Annotated in this window: 16 protein-coding genes; 4 read left to right on the top strand and 12 right to left on the bottom strand. The window is 42.5% G+C overall.

The genetic code is table 11. The features are described from left to right. Positions 1 to 25: 25 nt before the first annotated feature. From PN462_RS21105 to PN462_RS21060, 10 genes are all read right to left on the bottom strand, one after another. Positions 26 to 493 (bottom strand): hypothetical protein, encoded by a 468-nt coding sequence (locus tag PN462_RS21105; protein ID WP_272130819.1) that lies wholly within the window; start codon positions 491 to 493, stop codon positions 26 to 28. Between the two features lie 57 nt (positions 494 to 550). Then, a complete protein-coding gene (locus tag PN462_RS21100; RefSeq protein WP_272130818.1) occupies positions 551 to 748 on the bottom strand; it encodes a hypothetical protein in 198 nt (65 codons plus the stop codon). Positions 749 to 764: 16 nt separating this feature from the next. Further along, positions 765 to 1142, bottom strand: a complete 378-nt coding sequence (locus tag PN462_RS21095) for a hypothetical protein (protein WP_272130817.1) — start codon at positions 1140 to 1142, stop codon at positions 765 to 767. 81 nt (positions 1143 to 1223) lie between these two features. Next, complete coding sequence (locus PN462_RS21090; protein WP_272130816.1) at positions 1224 to 1580, bottom strand: hypothetical protein; 357 nt, start codon at positions 1578 to 1580, stop codon at positions 1224 to 1226. Further along, positions 1565 to 2065, bottom strand: coding sequence for a hypothetical protein (locus PN462_RS21085; RefSeq protein ID WP_272130815.1), 501 nt, complete (start codon positions 2063 to 2065; stop codon positions 1565 to 1567). Before PN462_RS21085 ends, PN462_RS21090 begins: the two co-directional genes overlap by 16 nt. 221 nt (positions 2066 to 2286) lie before the next feature. Then, entirely contained in the window at positions 2287 to 2544 is a 258-nt protein-coding gene (locus PN462_RS21080) for a hypothetical protein (protein WP_272130814.1), read from the bottom strand. A gap of 187 nt (positions 2545 to 2731) precedes the next feature. Then, positions 2732 to 3085: a hypothetical protein gene (locus tag PN462_RS21075; RefSeq protein ID WP_272130813.1), complete on the bottom strand. Its 354-nt coding sequence runs from the start codon at positions 3083 to 3085 to the stop codon at positions 2732 to 2734. A 258-nt stretch (positions 3086 to 3343) separates the two neighbouring features. Continuing rightward, positions 3344 to 3808, bottom strand: a complete 465-nt coding sequence (locus PN462_RS21070; RefSeq protein WP_272130812.1) for a hypothetical protein — start codon at positions 3806 to 3808, stop codon at positions 3344 to 3346. A gap of 106 nt (positions 3809 to 3914) precedes the next feature. Beyond that, the gene (locus PN462_RS21065; protein ID WP_272130811.1) at positions 3915 to 4253 is read right to left on the bottom strand and encodes a hypothetical protein; all 339 of its coding nucleotides are present in this window, start codon (positions 4251 to 4253) and stop codon (positions 3915 to 3917) included. A gap of 105 nt (positions 4254 to 4358) precedes the next feature. Beyond that, positions 4359 to 4577 (bottom strand): hypothetical protein, encoded by a 219-nt coding sequence (locus PN462_RS21060; RefSeq protein WP_272130810.1) that lies wholly within the window; start codon positions 4575 to 4577, stop codon positions 4359 to 4361. Positions 4578 to 4841: 264 nt separating this feature from the next. Between PN462_RS21060 and PN462_RS21055 the strand changes: the two genes are divergently transcribed. Continuing rightward, positions 4842 to 6254: a hypothetical protein gene (locus tag PN462_RS21055; RefSeq protein ID WP_272130809.1), complete on the top strand. Its 1413-nt coding sequence runs from the start codon at positions 4842 to 4844 to the stop codon at positions 6252 to 6254. 137 nt (positions 6255 to 6391) lie between these two features. Continuing rightward, the gene (locus PN462_RS21050; protein ID WP_272130808.1) at positions 6392 to 6889 is read left to right on the top strand and encodes a thermonuclease family protein; all 498 of its coding nucleotides are present in this window, start codon (positions 6392 to 6394) and stop codon (positions 6887 to 6889) included. A 156-nt stretch (positions 6890 to 7045) separates the two neighbouring features. Here PN462_RS21050 and PN462_RS21045 read toward each other — a convergent pair whose 3' ends face one another. Together PN462_RS21045 and PN462_RS21040 are read right to left on the bottom strand one after the other, a co-directional pair. Next, on the bottom strand, positions 7046 to 10120 hold the full coding sequence (locus tag PN462_RS21045) for a plasmid replication protein, CyRepA1 family (protein WP_272130807.1): 3075 nt from the start codon (positions 10118 to 10120) through the stop codon (positions 7046 to 7048). A 1013-nt stretch (positions 10121 to 11133) separates the two neighbouring features. After that, entirely contained in the window at positions 11134 to 11523 is a 390-nt protein-coding gene (locus tag PN462_RS21040; protein ID WP_272130806.1) for a DUF6876 family protein, read from the bottom strand. A 133-nt stretch (positions 11524 to 11656) separates the two neighbouring features. Between PN462_RS21040 and PN462_RS21035 the strand changes: the two genes are divergently transcribed. Together PN462_RS21035 and PN462_RS21030 are read left to right on the top strand one after the other, a co-directional pair. Beyond that, a complete protein-coding gene (locus PN462_RS21035; protein ID WP_272130805.1) occupies positions 11657 to 12022 on the top strand; it encodes a hypothetical protein in 366 nt (121 codons plus the stop codon). A gap of 89 nt (positions 12023 to 12111) precedes the next feature. Continuing rightward, positions 12112 to 12477 (top strand): DUF4326 domain-containing protein, encoded by a 366-nt coding sequence (locus PN462_RS21030; RefSeq protein ID WP_272130804.1) that lies wholly within the window; start codon positions 12112 to 12114, stop codon positions 12475 to 12477. Positions 12478 to 12578 lie beyond the last annotated feature (101 nt).

The following is a 12578-nucleotide window of genomic DNA, read 5'->3' as shown; positions in this document are numbered from 1 at the left end:
ACACTCAATCAGCGATAGCTCATGATTATTCTTTCAACTGAATGCGTAATTGAGGTTCTTGATAACTGAGTTCTTGACGACGTTGTTCATAACGAATTTTGAGCAATTTAAGAGACTTCGGATTGAGTAATTTATCGCGCTTGGCGTTAAGTTGATTGAGTTGTTCTTGGAGTTTCTGTTCTTCTAGGGTAATGGATTGTAATTGCGATCGCTTTTTCTCCATTAATTGCGATCGCTTCAAGTTCAAATCATCGGCTAACCGAGATAACTGGGTATCGTCTCGGTCAGGAACAAACCGAGTTTTAAACGCCACAATTACCCGTGCTTCGGAATTATCCAAAGCCATTTTATTGGGTTTCCCCTGTGTTGAAGTCTGCTGTTGTTGTAACAAATCTAAGGCTTCCATAACCGCTAACTCTTGAACAGCTTTCATTTTGTCTTCCAGTTGGCGAATTTGTTGACGCAGTTGAATTAGTTGTTGTAAATATTCCATTTCTCTCTCCAAAACAATCTATTCACAAAAAAGGGAGGATTAACCTCCCTTCAGAAATTAAGCAGATAACAATTTCTGCAACGTTTCGGAATCAAATTGGGTCATCAACTGATACATTTGTTGAAAGGTTTTAAACTTTTCTAACGCATAAGGATCATCCCGAAATCCCGTTCGTTGAAGAAATTCATAGTAGTCCATATTCCAATACACAGAACTCAGAGATTGGAGCAATTGTTCTAATTGTTCAGTGGGCATATTCAAATCCTCAAAATCATCTATACTCTTGAGGCGATAGCCCAGTTTCATCCTTGTCTTGTTGACCTTCTGTTTTGAACCACACCGACAGTTCAACCCACAAAGACAAATCCGCTAACACTCGACGAACCTCCCGAATTCGTAAAGATTTGTAAGCGGTTGTCCCTACAGCTAATTGTTTCCAAATACCTTGCGATCGCAAATAGACAAAAAGATAAAATCCATAGTCTGGAACAATGAATTGGGGACACAAAATGCCAATATAATAAGGTTCAAACGTTTTCAAAGGAGTTCCCAGCGTGTCTAAACTGCCTTTATTGGTTAACCAAAAATCGGCGGTGGGAAAATTCGTTTTAGCTTGCCATTTTGAGCCTGTCGAAACTTTGGAATCCATAACGACCTCAAAAAAAAGACCCCCATGAGGAGGTCTTTCTTTGGGTCAACTTCCTATTATTGGAGGAATAGAAGTCATTGATTAAAATTCATCATCTTGATTCAAGTAACTATTCCGTAAAGTTTGTAACTCTTCTGGCGTTAATTCATCAAAAGATTTATCGAGTAAATCATTCGGTTCATCTGGGGTTTCATCTTCAGGAAGGTGAACTTCAAGACATCCGTATTCGGGATAAGGGACTCCCCCCACTTCAACCCATTGCTTGACATACGTCATAGTCAATTTTCCAAAAAACACCACAATCTTTGGGCGATAGCCCCCAAGTTGACTTACCTTTTCAGTTTGAAAATTTCCTTCAACTGTCCTTTGAGATTGTGGTGTTTTAGGGAATAAAATTGCCGTTTGTGAACTCTCATATAAAATTAAGACCGATGACATTGTTTTCCAAAGCGAATGTCAGTATCACCTTGAATTGAACTGAGAACAAAACAGCCTCGTTGTTGTCCAGACCGCAAGACAATCTTTCCCAATTGGCCCCAACTTGCACCCAAACCAGCCTTCGTCTTCGCCCAACTCATTCGATAAATGTCACTACCTCCATACCCTGCAACTCCCCGAACAGTGCGTAAGGTAGTATGTTCTGTATCAATTTTGATATCTTCAGCGAGCGATCGCCATCCTATTGCGGTTTCACAATCATTCCCCGAAATTGTTGTAAATTCAACCTGTTGTCTTTGACGAAAACATAAAGTTTTAGGGGTAGTTTCTACGGCATTATAACGACTCATTCGAGCCGTTTGACTAATGGTGACTAAACTCCCTTTTAATTGAGTTTTATTCACAAATCGAATTAGGCTATTATAGCCAAAAGATGCTAAAATAGTAACTATAACTGCTGCGACTAAAGTTTCAGTTAATTTCATGCTATTGCTCCAAAAAACATCACACTAAGTTCTAAAGTACCTAGTTTTTAACTAGGTCTTTTTTTGCTCCTATTCTCGATTGGCGATAGCCAGAAAACCCTGAAATTGAAAACAAGACCAGTGAAAAGAGTTCCCAATGGGCGAAAACGGGAACAGTCGGCTATAAAAAAAATCCCTAGCGTCTCAAGCCGATGAAGCTCAAGACACTAGAGATTTTGGAATTAACGATTTTTAGCGTAATAATCTTGACGAATTTGCTTTAAGTTTTGTAAGGAATATCCTAACTGAGTTGCTAACTGGGTTAACTGAGTCAAATCTGAGCCGTGAACTTCATGTTGTTTCCATTCACTTTCAAACAGTTCATAACCTTCTAATCCTGACACCTCATTTTCTTGCTTATATTGTTGCCAAGCGAGAATCCGAAACGCATCCAGAATAACAGAGCGTTCTTTATCAGATTTGCTAGGAATTGTAATCATAATTGGATTTCTCCAAAAAAACATCATTTTCTTTTGGCGATAGCCTTTACTAAGTTGGAGAAATCACAACTATACCCTGATGCAGTATGGAGCTTTAGTCATTAGGCAAAATTTCAGTTGTCGAATTATCGTATAAAAAAAATCCCTAGTCTAGAGACTAGAGATTTCTGGGTTATTCGTCAGTCAACTAAAAGGGAATATCATCAAGATTTTCGTTCTCAGTATAACTTTGAGATGCACCATTAGAGATACTGTTAGTCGAGTCAGAGTCATCGGAAATACCATTATTTTTACTTTGGTAATAATCAGTCCGAATCTTCTTCAAATCTGCCAAAGAATACCCCAATTCAGAAGCCATATCTTTCAATTCAGTAAAAGTTTTATCATGAACTTCATGAGCATTCCATTCTTGAGAAAAGGTTTCATAGCCTTCTAATCCTGAAACTCCAGTATCCTGCTTATACTGTTGCCAAGCTAAGATTCGGAAAGCATCGAGAATAACAGAACGTTCTTTATCAGATTTACTGGGAATATTAATCATGGTTGGATTTCTCCAAAAAACATCACTCTCTTTTGGCGATAGCCTTTCCTCAGTTCAACTTCTCACAGATAACGTTCTCGCTCTTGTCTCTGCGGGAACAGTCCAACAACAGCCCAGTTTCGGTCTATTCGACGGGCGAAAACCTTGATGGAAAGTGACACAATTTATACTGACTTACAGCCTTTCATCTGCCTGTCAGTATGGATTGTAGGGATAAAAAAAAGCACACTTCCCGTAGGAAATGTGCTTAACTTCAACTTAACAAAGTGTTACGTCAGCCAATTGCTGATTCAACCATTCCAGACACCGCTTGAGCATCTCAGCATGGGCGCGATCGCTATACAACAATTTCACTTTTCCATGCCGACGCAAATGGAGTAAGAGAATTAGCAAATGCGTCAAGCGAACGCTTTTATACCGTAATCGGTCATAGGATCGGGCTAACTTCTTATCCTTCTTCATAACTTCTCGTTTCTCGTCAGACTCATACACATAGAACGTCTGCTGTGATTGGATGAATGGAAGAAATCGCTGAATGTCTGTCCACAAATCACGACGCATTTCTTGTAAAGATTCATTACGACGAAGCCATAAGTAACTTTTTCCCATCACATCTTCATCTGCGCCATATTCATGACCCACATGAAAGACGGTTTCAGTCATGTTAAAGCAACACTTTTCTAAGGTATATTTCTTGAGATCAAAGGCTTCTAATTCAATCATGGCGGATACCTACTTACATCATTCTCTTTCGGCGATAGCCGTGCCATCCCCACACGCATAAAAAAAAGTCCCAACTCAATTGGAGTCGGGACAAAAATCACGCTAATTAGTCGATGAAATGGGCTACAGCTTCGGCGGGTAAACCATCAATTCGTAGTTCCTGTGACCAACCCGTCCGCTTACCACTTCGACAAGTCACCGAAGTCGCATCTTGGCGATATGCTAACTCTTTAAACTGGTTCAATTCAGATTCATTTTGAATGCCAACATAGGTAATAAAAGCCTGAAACCCGGAATCTTCATCAGGGTTTTCTTCCCACTTATACTTGTTGTTAGCACTACCGCAAATATAAACGCGATCGCTCAATCGAACAACGGTAAAACTGCCATTCGGAGAAGTTTGAATAATCTCTCCCGATAAACCTGCAAAAGTTAAGTTACTCATGAATTTTTGAACTCCAAAAACATCAAAATCTTGAAGCGATAGCTAAAAAAGTCTCCTTTACTTTCCGTAAAAGAGACTTTAATAAATTTTGGTTTCCTCGACTGACTACGACTGACCTTGATACTTGTCCAACACTTCTTCGAGGGTCATAACAGCACCCATAATTGCTGCTAAATCTTCATCATCTTGAATCTTTTCTGACCATTTTTCAATACGCTCTAGAGAATACCGTACTAACTCTAAATCATTGAGCATTAATTCCCGTTGAAACTGTTGAAACTTTTGTTCAATTAATTGCATGGATTGAACTCCAAAAAACACCATACTCTTTGGGCGATAGCCCTTCTCTCTCTCAGTTTCGCGATTACTTTGTACCGTTAAATGTGATTACTTTGTGCAGCCGAAGGCTATCTTGCAGCATCTCTAAAGGAAAATCGCACCGGGAATACAAAGGACAATCGCATCTTTTCAACAGTTGTAAAAATTTGTAAACTTACTAAAAATAGCTTATTACCTTTTGGTTTAGGATAAGAAAAGACTTTTTGACTTAGGAGTGAAAGTCGAACTCAAGTTAAAGGAAAAGAGAGGATGTTAAAACAATATAGTGACTTACAGAACAAAATTGAAAATAGCTCATGGTTAGGTAAAGAAATGTTACCGATTGGTGAGACATTTTCCTCCGCTTTTGGCAGTGGTCAAGTTTGGTTCACTCAGCAAACGGAAATTCAGTATTTACAAAACTTTTCGGAAACCCCTTTTCAGGATTTACTGAAGGGTGAAGATGAACTCACAGATTTAATTAAAGCCTGTAGTTTATTATTTCTCGAATCTTGTTACAGTATTAACTCAGCTTACAATTCTGAGAAATATTCTAATCTTCAGAATGCCGCTTACCAGAAACTCAAGACCACCGAGATTAATGAATCAGAAACTTCATTTTATCGGCGCACGCTGAATGTGTATAACGAAGTCTTGAATTTACCCGTTTTAGCCGAACAAATTCCTCCAATGGACGGGGGGAAACCAACATCAGTTTATCTACAACGTTTGCGATCGCGCTATGACCAAGAAAAAAGTTCACTCCTCAGTTGGTTAAGCAGCCAATTGAAAAAACTGAAAACCCTAGCCGGAAAAGCAAGACGCAGACTCTATGGCAAAACCTATCGGGCGAGGAAAGCCTTAGAAGAAATGGAGTCTCCGACGCAATCTTTACCCAGTGGAGGAGAACTGAATTTTGCTCCCGTCCCCGTAGGCCACCGGGCTAGTATTCAAGTCACCACCGAGGTATTATCTCAAATCGCCAGTTGGTTTATTACCGTCTGGACGGGAGGAATGAATGCAACCTTATTGCAAGGATTGTCTCATTGCGCCGCGTCCATTGCCGCTAAATTCTTTCAGAGTGATGGAGCAGAACTGGCTCGCTATTTGGGAGCGCATTTTCTTCGGGCAACCCAACAGGCATTACCTCGGATTTTGGGTCGTACTGGAACTGGGACAACGGCATGGAATGTTTTAATTACGTTTGCTCCCGTGATTTTAATGGCCGCTATCTTAATCGTTATGGCAATTCGACAAAATCGAGAAACTCAGTTAGGAGAATGGCTGTATGTGTTTGGCATCAAATCTGATGAAACCGAACAGCCAGATTTTAGTATCAGTCAAGTGGTTCAAGAATCTGAATTGAGTCTGCGGCGAAAATTACTCGATTTGGCCGGAGAACTCTTAGACTATACCGGACGCTCTTATCCCAGACTGTTAGGCTTTATTACAGATAAGAAAAATGGAACAGAAGAAGTGGGATTAGCTCTGGATTTAACCAATCTGACTACTCCCGTCAGTTTGCCTCAATCGGAAGGACACCAGTTATTTGAACAATTAGAACCGCGAACTCAATTGGATTGGGGGGAAACCCAACAACTGCCACCAATGCCAGTCACTCCCAATCCTAATCCACCTCCTCCTGATCTCCCCATTAATCGGGACCCCACTCCACCGTTTTAAACCACCGCAGTCTCTCAAGGCATGAAGTCACCTGCGCTTAGCGCGTCTTGCGACGCATACAGTGTGAGGCTTCTGGTGGCATTTCAATCCCATGAGCAATACATTTTTTTCACCTTTGAGCAACAAAAGCAATAGAAATGATTATTGAATCTGTGACCATTAAAACGATTTATGATGGAGATACTCTCCTTTGTGACAATGAGCAAGGGGAAACCTTGACCTGTCGAGCGCGGTGGATCGATACTCCAGAAATTCAAAAAGGGGCATCCAGTTCTGATCCTATCGACTTAGCCCAATGGCGTTGGGGAAAAAAAGCCAAAGCGTGGGTACAAGGGAAAGTCTCAACCTTGTGGATTGTTAGACAAGGGCGCGATCGCTACGACAGAATCCTAGCCGATTGGCTCACTCGTCCCTGTTTAAGTGTCTCGTCATCGGTGCAAGTACAATTGGTCAAAGCTGGATTAGCCACCACGTTTTTACCTTACAAAAAACTGTATATGTTGAGCGATTGGGAGGTGAATTTATACACTGCTTTACTTAAAGCCGGGGTGACAGCCTACCGTCGTCCCACCGGATTCTGGACTGATGAGAATTTTACCTTGCCTTACCAATGGAAAAAAGACCGCAATCCATGAACTGAACTTTTTTTTTCAGACTAAAACTATGCGTGCAGAGTGTATTCACCAAGAGTCTCGAAGAACAGAATTTTTAGTATGCGAGTGATGTGAACAGTGATTTCTCCCACGAGACTTTTCCTATGCACAGAGGAAAAATCATATAAGTTATAGGGCTTATGCGTGCAGGTCTGGATTCCCAGTTTGCTGACGATTCCACGCCGCGAAAATTTGGCTGCGTAACCCGCGACTGGTCGAACCCGCCAGGTGTCTCGTAGTGGAGTAAGACGAGTCCGATTCTGAAGTCTGTGACGAGTTTCCTTCCCCAGTCTCCGAATGTGGGTCTGATGGGTTAAATCCCGAATTTTGGAAAGACTCTTCAGATTGTTCTGGGGGGTCTAGATGAAAAGTGTCGATTAATTGGTACACCCGCACTCGTTTTCCATTGCGAGTTTCTTGGCCTAAGCATTCTAGACTAAAGCCAAGGGTCTGTAAGAATTGTTTGAAAATGCGGATGGGTTCATCTCGATAAGGCAGAAATCCCAAAACGGCTTTGATTTCCGACAAATTGGCATTGGCCCAAGCCACCCATTGCTCAGAAAAATCGAGTTTGGTAAAGGTCGCGCCGTTGAGTCCCCGTTCGATCAGTTGAGGAATCTCAAAGAGGTCATAGATGGTCATTTCCCCCGATTGCAGAGACTTGACAATATCGGGTTTGAACAGTTTACTGGGGGATTCTTCTCCCATCAGTTCCCGAATTTTCTGTAAATCTTGCTGATGGACAGCTTTGCGGTTGATTCGGAGGTAATAATCCCTTCGTAGTTTGGCATACATTCCCTCGGCATCGAGTGCCACAAATTCTGGGGTAATGTCGTCTTCAGAGAGTCCATAACGATTGATAAGTTGGGCTTTTTCGTGAGCATACCGTTGGCTTTGAGTCATTTCCATCGGTTCATCGGTTAGGTTAATATTAGAACAATTAGCGTGGGCGATCGCCTGGTGTCGTTCTTGTTGACTGCGGATTTTACTATTCTTGAGATGATAGGCCACTTGGCTTTTCTGGTCGGCTTGAATACCATCTTGGTTGATTAAGGTATATCCTTGTTCTTTTAACCGGTGATAAATGGTGTCTCGGTAATGTTTAAATCCTTGGTTATGGCGACAAGCATATTGAGCATAGGCCATTAAAGCCGCTTGGTTTTCTGTATCGGGTTCGTCCCAGTTTTTCAGTCCGTTGGCTAATTGTCTCAGATGAAAGGCCGCGGTGCGATGGGTGGTTCTCAACAGTTGTTTCACAGAAGTCACCCCGCCGGCCAGATAAGAAAATCCCGCCTTTTGAGCCACATAAATATGTCGAGGGGCATTAAGTCGATATCGTTCCATCCCCTGTAAAACACCTTCAACCGTTTGTGTCCCGGTGGCCAGAACCCAAACAGAATGAAAATGAGGAACGGTGATTGAGATGCCCGTTTCAACAGTTGGAGAGCATAACACGACATCATATTGAGGGACTAGAGTATTGAGTCCTTTGAACGTGCAACGATAAGCCGGATGGTCAGGATCAGAGATGGTTTCGGCATCAATACGTAAAATGGTTTTTTCTGGGAACTGTTGAGCGATAACTTTTTCCAGATTTTGAGTGCCGTGGGTGGATTGCGCTTTCTGGCCCGAACAGTGAACTAAACAACGTTCTCCTGCGGCGATGGCGTTGAATAAGCCACTTTCTAATTCAAAAGGGTCAGAATAGGTATAAGCGGTTCGGTTGAGACCAGGACGATATTCATTTTCTACAATCCACTGATTGAGGGAAATTCCGGCTAATCGTTGCAGAAAATCGAGAGATAAGCGAGATAAATCTGCATCCGACACCAACAGTTTGCCGCCGGTGGCTAAAATAATGCGGATGGTTTCTTGTAAGGTTTCGAGAATGCGCGTTCGTGCTTTGGCACAGGTAGCCGAATTGAGTAAATGCCAAAGCACTTGTTCGATTTCATCGAGAATTAACCATGCTCCTTCGTAATCAGCAGGATTGAAACTGGATTTTTTCGACTGGGCGTAAAAACTGTCAATACATAAGCCAATGCCTAAAATTCCTTGGGTGGGGCTATCTTTGAGGAAATCCACATAATCTAAACCTAAGCGATCGCAGAGTTCAATCCCCAGTTGAGTCCGGTGAGTGACGAGAAGGATTTTGCCTCCGGTGCGAGTCTGAGGTTGAATTTGGTGGGCTAACCATTCGGTTTTGCCTGTGCCTTTGGAAGATTTTAACCCAATTAATTGAGCGTTACGGGGAGGGGTTAAGGTGGTGGGTAAATATTGTTCGGTGATGCGAACAGTGACGAGGGAAGATAAATCCGCTTGTTTATCCAGTTCCCAAGTGGCTAGAGGACTTCGCTGTTGATACAAGTCTTCTAAGGTGTCTGTTCCTCGGTTCACCAGTAAATCATCTATGCCTTTTTCGGGATAAGGCCACGCTAAGACAGAAACTCGACATTGGGCTTGTTCGAGTAATTTTCCTGTGATGAGAAGGGCTTTTTCAACATTGTGTCGCGTTTTGGGTTTTTGGTCTTGGTCGAAGGCGAGGATAAATTCTCGTCCCGGTTGACAAAAGGCTTTCAGTTCAGGAATGAGGGTTTTGGGGATTTCATTGCCTTGTTGGTCTTTGGCACGATAGCCATTGTAAATTCCAGGGAGAGCGATCGCATCATACCCGACTGAAATTAAAGCCGCGGCCTTTTTTGCCCCTTCTGTAAGGATGATGGGGGTAGGCTCAGTTTGGGCGGCCAACGCTCGCCAGCGTTGAGGAAATCCTAAGAAAAAAGCACGAGTGGGCGTTTTACTAGGATGTTCATATTTGATGAGTTTGCGGCTAGTTTGAGAAAAAATGGGACGGTCGGGCTTGAAGCATCCCCATTCCATGGCTTGGTCTGATAAAGGATCGTATCCACTACACCACCAGCCGCCGTGTGAAGCGTTCTCATACCGTTTCAACCAACGAGTTCGCAATTGGCCGGGATTCGTCCGTTCGCTGTGGGGGAGGGCGTAACAAAGATTTTCGTAGACGGCCTCTCCTTCTAAACTGCGGAAATTTAAGGCAATGAGGTCGTCTGAAATGGCACTGGCCTTGAATTCCCGGTAATCGTGAGGCTTGATTACAATCGGGGTTTTCTCACCGTGAGATGATTCTTCAACTAAGGAATGACTGAAATTTGGCGTAAGATTGTAGCCAAGTTGGATTTTTTTAGGTAACATGGGAAGCAAAGAATATTTTGTTTGTTGAACGGCATGGCCTTCAAGCTATGACGTTCTGTTTCTTTTACTCTGAACCTACTAGGTTGCCTCCTAGTAGGTTCTCCTCTTTTGGGAAGTAAGGAATTTTCTAATCTCTATATCGGCCAAAAGAGTTTGGGGTACGGTCATAGGACAACGTAACCCGTTAAAGGGAAAAAATCTTGTGGGCAGTAGGCAATCCTCCATTTTTGGATGAATGTTTGAATGTCCCTCCCATTATACGGGTCTATCTGTCTCTTACGCCTTTGATTTCCCGTTTTTTTTGCAAACCTTCATCTTTTGATGATTGCGCCCAATGCAAGAACGGGCAACAACAAACCATGAAGCTTTCATCGAGGGGAATTTAGCTGGGTTTCTTTGCCCTGTCATTTCTTAGAAGTCATAGTTGTCGGAGGTTGTAAGGGAAAAATTCTACCCGTTAACGAACCCCTTATAGAGCGCGTCTCATAGACAGCCGGATTCGCACAGTCGGAGGCCATCACATAAGTACCACCAAGGGGCATCACGCAAGCATAGCCTCCGGTGGCCACACAAACCTAGCCAAAGGCGATTGTTTCGCACCACCGGGGGCCATCCCACAAGCACCATCGGAGGCCATTAGTTCGTATCGCCGGGGGCCATCCCACAAGTACCACCGGGGGCCATTGCTTCGCCAGCCCTGTCAAGGTGGGTAACGGGATATATCGGTTTGGAGTCGCCCTTCCCCCCCCAACCCCCTTTCCCAAGGGTGGGAGAGGGGGAGCAAGTTTCTATCATTAGTGTCTAAAAAACGGTTTCTCGTTGCCAAATTTGTCACCTTGACAGGGCTGCTATTGCTTCGCACCAACGGAGGCCATCACCCAAGTATAGGCACAGGCAATTCACGTTGGGGTGAATGCTTAAAAGAAGGCCACCCCCCGAAAACCGATTTAACCTCCCCTCCCACCAAGAGAGAGGAGGGTAGCTGGATTATCTTCTATGGGGTGGAAAATCAATTAGTATTCGCTTGGCAACATCAAAACCCCCTGCTGCCAATAGAGATGGACTTGAGCTAAGGGGAAGTCAGTATAGTGAATATCCTGACGAATCGCAGGTTCAACTCCGACCATGGGAGTATCTTCCCAACAAGTTAAAACCGCTTGATAGTTGGCTTGAGGCTGGATGACCGGATGCTCGTGTCCGACCACCAAAAACCACAGTTGAAATGCCTGATATTTTGGAAGGTTGCGGAGTTGAGGTTGATATGACCCAATGGCATCTAGTAACCAGTAGGCTTGTCCTTCTTTTGCTAAGAATTGTACTCCATCGGTATAGCAGAAATTTAACCAATGTCGATAATATTGAGTTGTTCCAGTAAATTGTTTGAGGTTCGCTTCAGTTAACATAACCTTACTTTGAAAACATCTGAATCTAAAGGCGATAGCTTATCCCTTGATTTGGACGTTAAAACCGAACAATTATGCACTATCGTTTCAAGAGGGTGAAGTTAATTTTTGTAAATTTATGACTTTAGTTGTTATGATTTCTGGCAGTCGAACGATTCAAAAACTTCCCCTCCCGGCACTACAAGCCATGAATCGAATAATGCAAAAGAAATTTCATGTCATTGTAGGCGATGCTTCTGGAGTTGATTGTCTGGTTCAACGCTATTTGAGTTTTCATAAATACCCTAATGTCACTGTGTATTATGCGTTATTCTTAGGTCATGGAAAACCGAGACATACGATGGATTATCCGGCCATTGGCATTCTGGGTAATTATCAAGAACGGGATAAACAAATGTGTCAGATGGCGGATTATGCTCTAGCGATTTGGGATGGTCGTTCAAAAGGAACAAAAGTGAATATTGAGCGCGTTCCTAAAACTAGAGTAATTTTAGCATAAATTGATTGCCCTAACTTCCAATAGTTAGGGCTTTTTTGTTTCAAACTGTCGCTATCGCGGAGAGATAAAAATGAGTTGAATCAACATCAATGAATTTACAATTAATGAATGGAAAAGTTACCGGATTTGTGGGAAAAAATAAAATCTATATTGGTCGAGAAAATCGTCGATATCAACTTGCTCCCAGTCCTTTAGCCAATCCTTATGTTATTGGGAGAGATGGCAACCGGACTGAAATTATTGCTAAATATCGACTTTGGTTATGGCACAATATTCAACATTGGCAGAAGACAAGGGAATTAAATCCAGTTATCGAAGAATTATTAAATATTTGTGAACGCCTTTCACAAGGTCAATCTCTCATTTTCACCTGTTGGTGTTCTCCCAAGGCGTGTCATGGAGAAGTTTTAATTCGTTGTGTTCACTGGATGATGCAACAAGATTTTACCTCATAATAGGTAGAGGAACTTCATTTCCCAGTAAAAAATTGTAAATAAATCAACAAAGTACAGAGTATCGAGCATTAAAACTCGCATTAAGAAAGTTAAACCAATTT

Origin of the sequence: Spirulina sp. CS-785/01, assembly GCF_028330525.1 — a bacterium.
GTDB lineage: Bacteria > Cyanobacteriota > Cyanobacteriia > Cyanobacteriales > Spirulinaceae > JAQMSD01.
Note: the sequence above shows the minus strand (reverse complement) of the source record. Positions and strands in the feature narration are given on the sequence as shown.

Excerpts from the sequence above, each read along its gene's own strand:
- PN462_RS21105 (WP_272130819.1), bottom strand. The coding sequence starts at position 493 with ATGGAATATTTACAACAACTAATTCAACTGCGTCAACAAATTCGCCAA.
- PN462_RS21100 (WP_272130818.1), bottom strand. The coding sequence starts at position 748 with ATGCCCACTGAACAATTAGAACAATTGCTCCAATCTCTGAGTTCTGTG.
- PN462_RS21095 (WP_272130817.1), bottom strand. The coding sequence starts at position 1,142 with ATGGATTCCAAAGTTTCGACAGGCTCAAAATGGCAAGCTAAAACGAAT.
- PN462_RS21090 (WP_272130816.1), bottom strand. The coding sequence starts at position 1,580 with ATGTCATCGGTCTTAATTTTATATGAGAGTTCACAAACGGCAATTTTA.
- PN462_RS21085 (WP_272130815.1), bottom strand. The coding sequence starts at position 2,065 with ATGAAATTAACTGAAACTTTAGTCGCAGCAGTTATAGTTACTATTTTA.
- PN462_RS21080 (WP_272130814.1), bottom strand. The coding sequence starts at position 2,544 with ATGATTACAATTCCTAGCAAATCTGATAAAGAACGCTCTGTTATTCTG.
- PN462_RS21075 (WP_272130813.1), bottom strand. The coding sequence starts at position 3,085 with ATGATTAATATTCCCAGTAAATCTGATAAAGAACGTTCTGTTATTCTC.
- PN462_RS21070 (WP_272130812.1), bottom strand. The coding sequence starts at position 3,808 with ATGATTGAATTAGAAGCCTTTGATCTCAAGAAATATACCTTAGAAAAG.
- PN462_RS21065 (WP_272130811.1), bottom strand. The coding sequence starts at position 4,253 with ATGAGTAACTTAACTTTTGCAGGTTTATCGGGAGAGATTATTCAAACT.
- PN462_RS21060 (WP_272130810.1), bottom strand. The coding sequence starts at position 4,577 with ATGGTGTTTTTTGGAGTTCAATCCATGCAATTAATTGAACAAAAGTTT.
- PN462_RS21055 (WP_272130809.1), top strand. The coding sequence starts at position 4,842 with ATGTTAAAACAATATAGTGACTTACAGAACAAAATTGAAAATAGCTCA.
- PN462_RS21050 (WP_272130808.1), top strand. The coding sequence starts at position 6,392 with ATGATTATTGAATCTGTGACCATTAAAACGATTTATGATGGAGATACT.
- PN462_RS21045 (WP_272130807.1), bottom strand. The coding sequence starts at position 10,120 with ATGTTACCTAAAAAAATCCAACTTGGCTACAATCTTACGCCAAATTTC.
- PN462_RS21040 (WP_272130806.1), bottom strand. The coding sequence starts at position 11,523 with ATGTTAACTGAAGCGAACCTCAAACAATTTACTGGAACAACTCAATAT.
- PN462_RS21035 (WP_272130805.1), top strand. The coding sequence starts at position 11,657 with ATGATTTCTGGCAGTCGAACGATTCAAAAACTTCCCCTCCCGGCACTA.
- PN462_RS21030 (WP_272130804.1), top strand. The coding sequence starts at position 12,112 with ATGAATTTACAATTAATGAATGGAAAAGTTACCGGATTTGTGGGAAAA.